This is a genomic window from Curvibacter delicatus NBRC 14919 (assembly GCF_001592265.1).
Lineage (GTDB): Bacteria > Pseudomonadota > Gammaproteobacteria > Burkholderiales > Burkholderiaceae_C > Hylemonella > Hylemonella delicata.
Map to the genome: position 1 here is coordinate 1 of NZ_BCWP01000062.1, position 10,628 is coordinate 10,628.

Annotated in this window: 10 protein-coding genes; 3 read left to right on the forward strand and 7 right to left on the reverse strand. The window is 65.0% G+C overall.

What is annotated here, in order from left to right:
- Positions 1–205 (forward strand): hypothetical protein (locus CDE01S_RS18895; protein ID WP_218016542.1); only part of this gene is annotated, 205 nt, incomplete at its 5' end.
- A 665-nt stretch (positions 206–870) separates the two neighbouring features.
- On the opposite strand, the gene CDE01S_RS17285 is transcribed toward CDE01S_RS18895, so the two are convergent.
- Genes CDE01S_RS17285 through CDE01S_RS17295 form a run of 3 tightly spaced genes read right to left on the reverse strand, consistent with a single transcriptional unit; the run spans position 871 to position 4,357 of the window.
- Entirely contained in the window at positions 871–1,845 is a 975-nt protein-coding gene (locus CDE01S_RS17285) for a Bug family tripartite tricarboxylate transporter substrate binding protein (protein ID WP_066710602.1), read from the reverse strand.
- Between the two features lie 34 nt (positions 1,846–1,879).
- A complete protein-coding gene (locus CDE01S_RS17290; protein ID WP_066710605.1) occupies positions 1,880–3,142 on the reverse strand; it encodes a DUF1254 domain-containing protein in 1,263 nt (420 codons plus the stop codon).
- 12 nt (positions 3,143–3,154) lie between these two features.
- Positions 3,155–4,357, reverse strand: coding sequence for a CaiB/BaiF CoA transferase family protein (locus CDE01S_RS17295; RefSeq protein ID WP_066710612.1), 1,203 nt, complete (start codon positions 4,355–4,357; stop codon positions 3,155–3,157).
- A 143-nt stretch (positions 4,358–4,500) separates the two neighbouring features.
- Between CDE01S_RS17295 and CDE01S_RS17300 the strand changes: the two genes are divergently transcribed.
- Positions 4,501–5,457, forward strand: a complete 957-nt coding sequence (locus CDE01S_RS17300; protein WP_066710615.1) for a LysR substrate-binding domain-containing protein — start codon at positions 4,501–4,503, stop codon at positions 5,455–5,457.
- Between the two features lies 1 nt (position 5,458).
- Here CDE01S_RS17300 and CDE01S_RS17305 read toward each other — a convergent pair whose 3' ends face one another.
- Genes CDE01S_RS17305 through CDE01S_RS17315 form a run of 3 tightly spaced genes read right to left on the reverse strand, consistent with a single transcriptional unit; the run spans position 5,459 to position 9,193 of the window.
- Positions 5,459–6,469 (reverse strand): XdhC family protein, encoded by a 1,011-nt coding sequence (locus CDE01S_RS17305; RefSeq protein ID WP_066710617.1) that lies wholly within the window; start codon positions 6,467–6,469, stop codon positions 5,459–5,461.
- Positions 6,470–6,473: 4 nt separating this feature from the next.
- Positions 6,474–8,708: a xanthine dehydrogenase family protein molybdopterin-binding subunit gene (locus CDE01S_RS17310; RefSeq protein ID WP_066710618.1), complete on the reverse strand. Its 2,235-nt coding sequence runs from the start codon at positions 8,706–8,708 to the stop codon at positions 6,474–6,476.
- Positions 8,709–8,719: 11 nt separating this feature from the next.
- Positions 8,720–9,193 carry a (2Fe-2S)-binding protein gene (locus CDE01S_RS17315; protein ID WP_066710620.1) on the reverse strand — a complete coding sequence of 158 codons (474 nt, stop codon included), beginning with the start codon at positions 9,191–9,193 and terminating at the stop codon, positions 8,720–8,722.
- A gap of 232 nt (positions 9,194–9,425) precedes the next feature.
- Here CDE01S_RS17315 and CDE01S_RS17320 point away from each other — a divergent pair, with 232 nt between their 5' ends.
- Positions 9,426–10,334, forward strand: coding sequence for an AraC family transcriptional regulator (locus CDE01S_RS17320; protein ID WP_066710622.1), 909 nt, complete (start codon positions 9,426–9,428; stop codon positions 10,332–10,334).
- A gap of 69 nt (positions 10,335–10,403) precedes the next feature.
- Here the strand turns inward: CDE01S_RS17320 and CDE01S_RS17325 are convergent.
- Positions 10,404–10,628: AI-2E family transporter (locus tag CDE01S_RS17325; RefSeq protein WP_157077184.1), on the reverse strand; the 225-nt coding region annotated here is incomplete at its 5' end.

Sequence of the window (10,628 nt, forward strand, 5' to 3'; positions counted from 1 at the left end):
GAACGATCCGGACCGACTCCAGTCCGAGCACTACCGATATGAGATGACAAAGATCCAAATGATCGCGTCAAAGGAACTGCCTTATCCCGTTCCAGCGGAGTCACTGAACCTTCCTGAGGCGACCTCCAATCCAAGTCACCCATTCCCAGATCAAGACGTATCTGAGAGTTCCTTCTCTGACGCATCTACCAAGGAGCGCCAATGAAAGCCTATGTCTTGACATTTAACTCTGCTCTTTCAGATCAGCACGTACATCAAATACTCAATAGCTCTAAAGCTATCGATACGTGGCTTAGTCCCTATCAAAGCACAGTCATAGTCCTTTCAAGGCTTACGGTCAGCGAATTGGCAGCCGTCCTTCAAACACACTTCTTGGGAATATGGTTTCTCGTCGTTGAGGTAACTAAAGACAATTCGAACGGATGGCTCCCCCCCCAGTTCTGGGAGTACATAGCTGACCCCTATAAGGCGTGGTCGTCAAAGATCCTTGCCGGTCTGCTCACGAATCCTCCACCCCCACCACCTCCTCCCCCTTCATTGGGCCTAAACTCGTTGTTCCCAAAAAAATAGTGTGGTGATGTCAGTGGGCGACCTCGGAAATCGAGCGTTGAGTGTCCGCTCCTCAGACTGACGAGAGATCGCTTCGGGTCGACAGCAGACTTTAGAACACGCCAGCCTTTTTCTGCCAGTGCCTCGGTTGGGTCCTCGCCTGTGGCTTACGTCAACAACTGAGTCACCCCTCCGTCCTGACGGTTTATCCCAACTCAGTTCTTCTCTGCCTGCACCTTGGCCGTGACGTACGGCCGGCGTTTTGCTCCCGACATGCAGCACCGCTGGGCCGTGTTGGTGGCTCAGCGTGCGCCAGGGCGTTTACTCCGGCTTGATGTTGGCGGCCTGGATGACCTGGGCCCACTTCTTTGTTTCAGCTTCGATGAAGGCCGCGAACCCGGCCGGGCTGCCGCCGCGGACCTGCAGTCCGAGGGCTTCGACCCGTTTGCGGATGGCCGGGTCTGACAGGGCGGCGTTGGCCTCGGTGTTCAGCCGCCGGACGATGGCCGCGGGTGTGCTGGCCGGCAGCATCAGTCCATACCAGCCGTAACCGACCACCGAGGGCAACCCGGATTCGCGCAAGGTCGGGGCTTGCGGGTACAGGGGCGTGCGCTCCTCGTTGGCTACTCCCAGCACGCGCAAGCGTCCGGCCTGGATATGCGGGAGGGCGGTTGAGATCGCAGTCAGCGTCGCGTCGATGCGACCGGCCAGGAGTTCGGTGTAGGCGGGGGCGTCCCCTCGGTACTGGATCACCACACCGTTGGTGCCGGCGGCGCGCAGCAGCAGCTCTGCGGTCAGGTGGGGTGCCGAACCGGAGCCGGGCGAGCCGAACGTCAGGCCGTTGGGGGTGGACTTGCCGTAGGCGACGAACTCCGCCAGCGTCTTGTACGGCGCTTCGGCATTGACGATCAGGAAGAGGGGCGCGATCGCGGTGCTCAGCACCGGGGCGAAGTCCTTCTTCGTGTTGTAGGGCAGCTTTGGGTACAGGGCCTCGCCGATGGCGATCGGCGCTGCGGCGTGCAGCACGGTGTAGCCGTCCGGTGCCGCTCTGGCCACGTATTCGTTGGCGATGCGGGTCCCCGCGCCGGAACGGTTTTCCACGACGAAACTCTGGCCCATCCGGCCCGCCAGCGATTCGCCGAGGATGCGCGTCAGGAGGTCGCTCGACCCACCCGCGCCGTAAGGAGATACCAGGGTGACCGGTCGCGCGGGCCAGGACTGGGCCCAGGCCGGGAACGACGTGAAAGGGATGGCTGTAAGGCTGGCGCCCAGCAGGCGCCGACGGTTGATAGGCATGGTTTGTCTCCTTCTTCCTTCTTGTATGGCGGACTCAATCGAGTGGCTGCAGGCCGGGATAGTTGTAGCGGGACTCCAGGTGAACTGATTTTGGTTGGTAGAGGCGCAACACGACATAGAAGGCCTCACCGTCGGGTGCAGGCAGCCAGTTGTGGTCGGGCCCAGGATCGGTGGCCTGCAGACGGATGACCAGGCTTCCGTCTGCCTCGTGGCGCAATCCCCTGGTACGGTCGCCAATGGAGTAGCGGCCGATCGGATTGGCAACGAACAGGCAGTCGCTGCGGCGGTACATGGTGAGCGACCAGAAGGCACCGACCTGGGGTCCGTTTCCAGGCGGGAAACGCAATTCATAGCGTTTGCTGCCGTTCAGCTCCAGGCCATGGACGTCGACCTCGGCAGTGGGATACATCGCTTCTTCGATGCCGAGCGCGCCGATCAGATTGCGCGCGACCCGGGCGCGGGTCAGGTAGTCGCTGCCCCAGCTCGTGCGCACCTCCATCGGCAGCGCCCAGCCGGCGCCCAGTTGGCGGGGTTGATTCTGTTTGCGCAGTTCTTCGAAGATCCCGGGCAGCAGGGTCTGCACGGTCCGGACGTCAGGCGGCCAGGTCAGCGTTTCGCCGGCGGGTGGTGGGTTGCGGAGCAGGGCCGCTTTCAGTGTCTCCAGGTACAGTTCGGCGGAAGGCGTCTGCGCGTTGCTCCCATCCAGGCCGGTATCGATGCGAAAGGCGGCGTCGGAACCATCCAGGCGAGACAGGCGCAGCTGGTTCTGCAGCGCACGCACGGTGTCGACGTCGCCTGCCGAATCGTCCACCAGGACCCGCCCGATCAACCACACGTCGTCCCCTGGCGCTGCGATCACCTGGCTCACGCCTTCTGGCAGATTTCCGTCGCGCCAGCGGGGGCCGTGCACCAGTGTTTTCTGGCGGCGATTGCCGGTGGTCCGGCGGCCGACATACGCAAAGGGGTTGGTCCAGGCGTCCAGCAGTCCCAGTGTCCAGTAGCGGTCTCCCATGTCGGGCGAATCGATCACGACCGGTCCCTGGGACAGGTCCAGCCAGGCATTGCTGTAGACGGTGTCGTTGTTCGGACTCACCACTTCACGGTCGTCGGGGCCGAGCTTGCGATGCGTGTGGGTGAAGAGGTTGACCCAGCGTACGGCCGAGTCGCGGCTTTCTGATGCGAACCCGAATGTGGGGTGGCGCCGTGCCGTGGTGGCGGCGCGCATGCGCATCATCTCGAACAAAGGCAAGGTCTGGATCAAGGCGCGACGAACGATGGAGTCGTTGATGATGGTCATGGTGAGATGTGTTCAGGCCACGATGCCTGCGAGTCGGAGTTCCGCGATTTCCCGGGAGGGGTAGCCGATTTCAGACAACAGCGCGTCGCTGTCGGCGCCACATGCTGGCGCGGCGGCGGGGGCGGGTTGGGGGGTGTCGTCGATGCGGTAAGGCAAGCCCAGCGCGCGGTAGCGCGTGCCGTCGGCAGCAACAGCGTCCACCACCAGGCCGCTGGCCATCAGGTCTGGGCTGTCCAGCACCTGGGCATAGCTGCGTACCGCGCCTGCGACGATCTGCTTGCCTGACAGCAGGCGGACGCATTCCTCGCTGCTGAAACTGGAGAGGCACTCCCGCAGCACGGCGCGCAAGTCGGTCCGGTTGGCCACGCGCCGGTCGTTGCTGGCGAATCGCGGATCGCTGGCCAGCTCTTCCCGTCCGACAACCTGGCAGAAGCGTCGCCAGTGATCGTCGGCATAGGCTGACAGCACGATGTAGCCGTCGCGCGTGGGGACCACTTCGGCCGCCGGTGCGTTGTGTGGCTGTCCGTCGCCGACGCGCGTAGGCTCGGGGCCGCCGCCCAGGTAGTCTGCCCAGTTCGCTGCCTGCAAATGCATGGCGACTTCGAGCAGGGAGGTCTGCAATGTGGCACCGGTGCCGCTCTTTTCCCGGCCGTACAGGGCGGCCAGCACCGCCTGCGCTCCGAGCTGGGCCGCGGCCGCATCCACGATGGGCACGCCCACCTTCTGAGGTAGTCGGCCGGGCTCTCCGGTCACCGACATCAAGCCGCTTTCAGCCTGCGCAGCGATGTCGTAACCCGGACGTTCCCGGGAGGGGCCGCGGCCGCTGAAACCAGAGATCGACAGATAAATCAGGCGCGGGTGGAGTTTTCGGACGGTCTCCGGTCCGATGCCGAGTTTCTCGACGACGCCTGGACGCAGATTCTGGATCACCACATCCGCCTGCGCAATCAACTGCATGACGATATTGCGTCCCAGTGCGTTCTTGAGGTCGATGGCGATCGAGCGCTTGCCGCGGTTGTAGGCACGGACCATCGATTCGCCGTAGCGGCCGATGTGACGGGCCTGGTCTCCGGTGATCGGCTCCACCTTGATGACGTCGGCACCGAGCTCCGCCAGCGTCATTGCCGCACCGGGGCCCGCAATGTACTGCCCCAGGTCGATGACCTTGACGCCTGCAAGAGGCGCGGCAGGCGGGGGCGGGATGGCGGCCGGCATGGTGTCTGTGTCTCCTCGTTTTTTTCCGGACCCAGAGAGGCCGGTGTATGGCCGAACAATAGATGAGTAGTACATTCCTGAAAATTGAATAATCTTGATATCGTGATCAGTTTTGGTGATGGAACTAAAAACAGAAATTCGCCATGAGCAACAGCTTTGACTACCTTCTGCGCCGGCTCCGCCTGCGCCATCTGGAGTTGCTGGTCGTGCTCGCCGAGTCCGGCACCATGCGCGTCGCCGCAAGCCGGCTGCACCTCAGCCAGCCCGCCATCAGCAAGATGCTCATGGAGGTGGAGGAGGGCTTGGGGGTGCGGTTGTTTGAGCGCAGCCGTCAGGGGGTTCAGCCCACAGGCGCCGGAGCGGCTGCCGTGCACCGCGCCCGGGTGGTGATGGGCGAGCTTTCCCACGTCTGCGAGGAGGTGGAAGCCATACGCAACGGGGCCAGCGCAGTACTTCGCGTTGGCACTTTCTCCGTCACGTCAGTCATTCCTGCAGCGGTCGTGCAGTTGCGCAAGCGATTGCCGGGCGTGGCCGTCCACCTGCATGACGGGCGGGTTCGTGAGTTGATCCAGCGTCTGCTGGAGGGAGAACTCGACTGTGTTTTCGGTGCGCTCACCTCCGAGATTCTGACGAGCGACCTGTTGGCTTCCCTGCAATCCGAGGTGTTGCTGCAAGACCGTCTGTGTGTCCTTGCTGCACCTTCGAATCCTCTTCTCCGGCGGCGCAGCTTGCGCTGGGTAGACCTACGCGAGGCACCGTGGGTTGCTCCGCCCAGGCAGACCCTGGTCCGCCAGGCGTTCATGACGGCTTTTCTTGATGCGGGAAGCACGCCCCCGGAGCCGGTGATCGAAACGATGTCTTCAGTGACTGTGGGGGCGGTATTGCGCCTTGATCCCAGCTTGCTGTGCGCGGTGCGTCTGGAGCATGCGCGAGACGAGATTGCGCGCGGTGGCGTCCGACGCCTGATGGTGGCGCCGGATCTTGCCTTGCCGCCGCTGGGTCTCTTCACCAGACGCACGGACTCAAGCACGACGCCTGTTCTTCATGAGTTTGCACGCGCCCTTCGGAAAGCAGGCGCGCATGCCGGCCCTCCGGCCTAGGTCAAGCAGTGAAAAGTACACCTTCACCCGATGACGCCGTCTCGGACGCAGGTTTCCGAAAGCCATTCTTCACCGCCACCACCTCCGCCATGATGGACAGTGCGATTTCCGCCGGCGTCTTGCTGGCGATGTAAAGCCCGGCCGGGCCGTGCAGGCGGTCCAGCACATCTTCCGACATGTCAAAGTGCACCCGCAGCCGTTCGCGGCGCGTGGCGCTGTTACGGCGCGAGCCGATGGCGCCGACGTAAAAGGCGTCGGACTGCAGCGCGTCGATCAGTGCCAGGTCGTCGAGCTTGGGGTCGTGCGTGAGGGCGACGACGGCAGTGCACGCGTCGGGCTTCAAGCGCAGGATCAGGTCATCCGGCATCTCGTGCGTGAGGGTTACACCGGGCAGGTTCCAGCTGGCGCGGTGTTCCTCGCGCGGGTCGCAGACGAACACTTCAAAGCCCAGGCTCAGCGCCATCTGGCTCAGGAAGCGTGAGAGGTCGCCCGCACCAATGACGATGAGGCGCGCCTGCGGGCCCTGGTACGTGGTCAGTGTGTCATCGTCCAGTTGAGGCACCCCGTCGCGCCGGCCGGGGCGCAGGGTGACGTTGCCGGTCTTCAAACTCAATACGCGCTCGGTGCTCTGGCGTTGTTCGCAAGCCCGCAGCAGTTCGTCCAGGCGGCTTTGGGGGGCCACACGCTCCAACACCAGCTCCACCGTGCCGCCGCAGGGTAGGCCGAAGCGGTGGGCCTGGTCGGCCGAGATGCCATAGCGCAGCACAGTGGGCGCGGCGCCGGTGAGGGCCGCCTCCACGCCACCTTCGCGGATGCGGTGGATCAGGTCGTCCTCGATGCAGCCGCCCGAGACCGAGCCAACGGTCTCGCCGCGGCCGTTGATGGCCATGAGCGAGCCGGGTGGGCGTGGTGAGGAACCCCAGGTGCGGGCCACAGTGACGAGCACCACGGCCTGCCCCTCGGTCCACCAGCGCTGCGCGGTGCGCAGGACCAGGGTGTCGAGATCCTCCATGGGCTCAGGCCAGCTTGAAGGGCAGCTCGCGCGGCGTCTTGCCGGTCAGGCGTGCAATGGCATTGGCGAAGGCCGGGGCCAGCGGGGGCAGGCCAGGCTCACCCATGCCGGTGGGCGCATCGGCGCTGGGCACCACATGCACGGTGATCTGCGGCATGTCGGTGATGCGCGGCACGGCGTAGTCGCCGAAGTTGCTCTGCTGCACCTCGCCGTCCTTGAGCGTGATGGCCGCACCCGGCAGGCAGGTGGCCAGGCCCATGAGGGCCGCGCCCTGGATCTGTGCTTCCACCGTGCGCGGGTTCACGGCCAGATTGCAGTGCACGCCGGCCGTCACGCGGTGCAGCACGGGCTTGCCCTCCTTCACCGAGGCCTCGACCACATAGGCCACCACGGTGCTGAACGATTCATGCACGGCCACACCCCAGGCTCGGCCCTGCGGCAGCGCTTTCTTGCCGTAGCTGCTTTTCTCCACGGCGAGCTGCAGTGCGGCGCGATGGCGCGGGTGCTTGTCGCCGATGAGCTTCATGCGGTAGGCCACCGGGTCCTGCTTCGTCGCACGCGCGATCTCGTCGATCAGCGTTTCCATCACGTAGGCGGTGTGCGTGGAGCCCACGCTGCGCCACCAGAGCACAGGCACGTTCTGCTTGGGGTGGTGCACGGTGAGGCGCATCGGCAGAGGGTAGGGCTCGCGCATGCCTTCGATGGCGGTGGCGTCGATGCCGTTCTTGACCATCATGCCTTCGAAGAAAGTTCCCGAGATGATGGACTGGCCCACCAGGGTATGGTCCCAGGCCAGCACCTGGCCCTGCGCATTAAAGCCGATGCGCGCGCGGTGCAGGTGCATGGGACGGTAGTAGCCGCCCTTGATGTCGTCTTCGCGGCTCCAGAGCGTGCGCACGGGCACGTTGAAGCCAGCGGCACGAGTGGCCTTGGCAATGGTGCAGGCCTCCACCACGTAGTCACTGGTAGCGATGGCGCGGCGGCCGAAGCCGCCACCGGCGGTCTGCACATTCACCTTGATCTGCTCGGGCTTGAAGCCCAGTACACGCGCCGCAGCCATGCCGTCCAGGCCCGGCATCTGCGAACCGACCCAGAGCTCGGCGCCGTTGTCACCGATCTGCACCGTGCAGTTCAGCGGCTCCATGGGCGCGTGGGCCAGGTAGGGGAAGACGAACTCGGCTTCGAGAGTGTGCGGGGCGTTCGCCAAGGGGGCCATGTCGGCGTCGAAGTGGCGCGGGCCGGCCTGGCCTGCGAGTTCGCGGTACTGGGCGAGTTGTTTCTCGCTGTCGACCTTCTCGACGCCGCTGGTGTCCCACTGCAGCTTGAGTGCGTCGCGTCCCAGCTTGGCTTGCCAGTAACCTTCGGCAACCACGGCCACGCCCTCGGCACCGCGGTCCAGCGGCACACGCAGCACGGTCTTGACGCCGGGCACAGCACGAGCGGCGCCGTCCTCCAGCGAGGCAATCTTGGCGCCGAAGACCGGTGGGCGCGCAATCACGGCGGTGAGCTGGCCCGGCAGCTGCACGTCGATGCCGAAGTTCTGGCGGCCACTGCTCTTGGCCTTGGCGTCCAGGCGCGTGGTGGGCTTGCCGATGATGCGGAAGTCCTTGGGGTTCTTGAGGGTGACCTTCTCGGGCACGGGCTGGCTCATGGCGGCTTCGGCCAGTTCACCGTAGCTGGCTTTACGGCCGCCGGAGCCGAGCACCCAACCGGCTTGCGTGCGCAGGGTTTTGACGTCCACGTTCCAGCGTGCGGCGGCGGCGGTCAGCAGCATGGCGCGGGCGCGGGCGCCGAGTTCGCGGTACTGCGTGTAGCTGTGCTTGATGGCGGTGGAGCCGCCCGTGAGGTGCATGCCAAAGAGCGGATCGGCATACGCGGGGTTGTTGCTGCCGTGCTTGCTGCGCACCTTGGCCCAGTCGGCGTCCAGCTCTTCGGCCAGGATCATGGGCAGGGCGGTCTGCACGCCCTGGCCGAACTCCAGGCGGTTGATGGTGACGGTGACGTCACCATTGGCGGCGATCTGCACAAAGGCCGTGGGTTGTTCAAAGGGCTTGAGGCCGGCTGCAGCGGGTGCCTGAGCACTGGCCAGGCTTGGGTAGAGGCCCAGGGCCAGGCCGCCGGCACCGGCGAGCTTGAGGAAGCTGCGGCGCGGCAGGGTGGTCATGTCGGTCTGTTCTTCGCGGGCCAGCAGGTGTTGCAGGGCGCGCGGCATTTCTTGGGCGAGGGTGTTGGGCAGCATGGGGTGCTCCTTCAGGCAAGGGCTTTGGCAGCATCGGCCACGGCGGCGCGGATGCGGGCATAGGTACCACAGCGGCAAATGTTGCCGGCCATGGCGGTGTCGATTTCTGCAGCGCTGGGCTGTTTGCCGCGCGGCAGGGATTTGAGGAAGGCGGTGGCGCTCATGATCTGGCCGCTTTGGCAGTAGCCGCATTGCGCCACGTCGTGCTTGACCCAGGCGGCGTGCACGGCAGCACCCACGCGGTCCTTGCCGTCGGTGACGGCTTCGATGGTGGTGATCTTGGCGCCCTGGGCTGCCGAGATGGGCGTGACGCAGGAGCGGATGGCCTGGCCGTCCAGGTGCACGGTGCAGGCGCCGCAGAGCGCCGCGCCGCAGCCGAACTTGGTGCCCGTCATGCCCAGCGTGTCACGCAGGGTCCAGAGGATGGGGGTGGATGGGTCGAGGTTGACCGCGTGCTCGCGGCCGTTGACGTGGAGAGTGCTCATGGTGGGACGAAGCTCCTGCGGTAAAGGTCGATCAGTGCCGGAAGTGTCGGTCTTCGTCTGGCTGCTGGCTTGCCGTTTTCAATCTATTTTTTGCCTTTTCTGATCGACCATCATCCAGAACAGGCAAAGGGAAACCGGGGGAGGTACAGTCCAAGCCATGATGTTGTGCACGGGTATTTCCTCTGTGACAGAGTGACGGCCGCCTGGATCACGAGCCTTTGAAAGTTTCACCATGACCATAGACACCTTGGCGCAGGAAATCGGCCGGATTGCCCAAAACGACGGCGATTACCAGACAGCCATCCCCCAGCTGCTGATGGCCCGGCGCAGCGGCCGCACCGAGCCGCTGGCCTGCATCTATGCCCTGGGGCTGGCCGTGGTTGCGCAGGGCGGCAAGCAGGTCACGCAAGCCGACCAGGTGCTGACCTACGGGCCCGGCGAGTCACTGCTGGCGACGGTGGACCTGCCCGTGGTCTCGCAGGTGATCCAGGCCGACATGGCCCGGCCTTTCCTCGGCATGCTGCTCACGCTGGATGCGCGGGCCTTGGTGCAACTGGCTGCCGACATGGAACTGCCACCGCTGCCGCGTGAGCAGGTGGCACGCGGCATGTCACTGGGCCCGCTGGAGGAGCCGCTGCTGGATGCGGTGATCCGCCTGGTGCGGCTGCTGCAGGAGCCGCAACATATTGCGCGGCTGGCGCCGCTGATCCAGCAGGAGATCATGGTGCGTCTGCTGACGGGGCCGCATGGTCCTTATCTGCGGCAGCTGATCGCGGCGGGCACACCGAGCCACCAGGTGGCCCAGGCCATCGCCTGGCTCAAGACCCACTTCAGCCACGACGTGCTGATGGACGAGCTGGCCGAGCGCGCGCACATGAGCCCTTCAACCTTCCGGGCGCACTTCCGCCACCTCACGGGCATGAGCCCGCTGCAGTACCAGAAGCAGTTGCGCCTGCAGGAGGCGCGCCAACTCATGCTGACGCAGGCGCTGGACGCCAGCAGCACCGCCGCGCGCGTGGGTTACGAAAGCGTCTCGCAGTTCAACCGCGAGTACAGTCGCCACTTTGGCGCACCGCCGCAGCGCGATATCAAGCGCATGCGTGAACTGCCAGGGGGCGGGGTGTTGCAGGCGCTAGGTTGAGTCGCATTCAACACTGGAGCGTGCCGAGCACAAACAGCCACGTCATGGCCGCCGTGCCGGCAATGCCCATCACTTGACCGTCTGATCGGTGGCCGCGGCCGGTGGTTCGCCGGTCCATTCCAGCAGCAGACGGTAACCCACGGCCAGCAAGGTGGGCCCGAGGAAGGCGCCGATCACGCCGAAGGCCAGCACGCCACCCAGCACCCCCAGGAACACGATGGCAAAGGGCAGGCTGGCACCACGGCTGATGATGAAGGGTTTGATGACGTTGTCCACCGTGCTGACCAGGAAAAA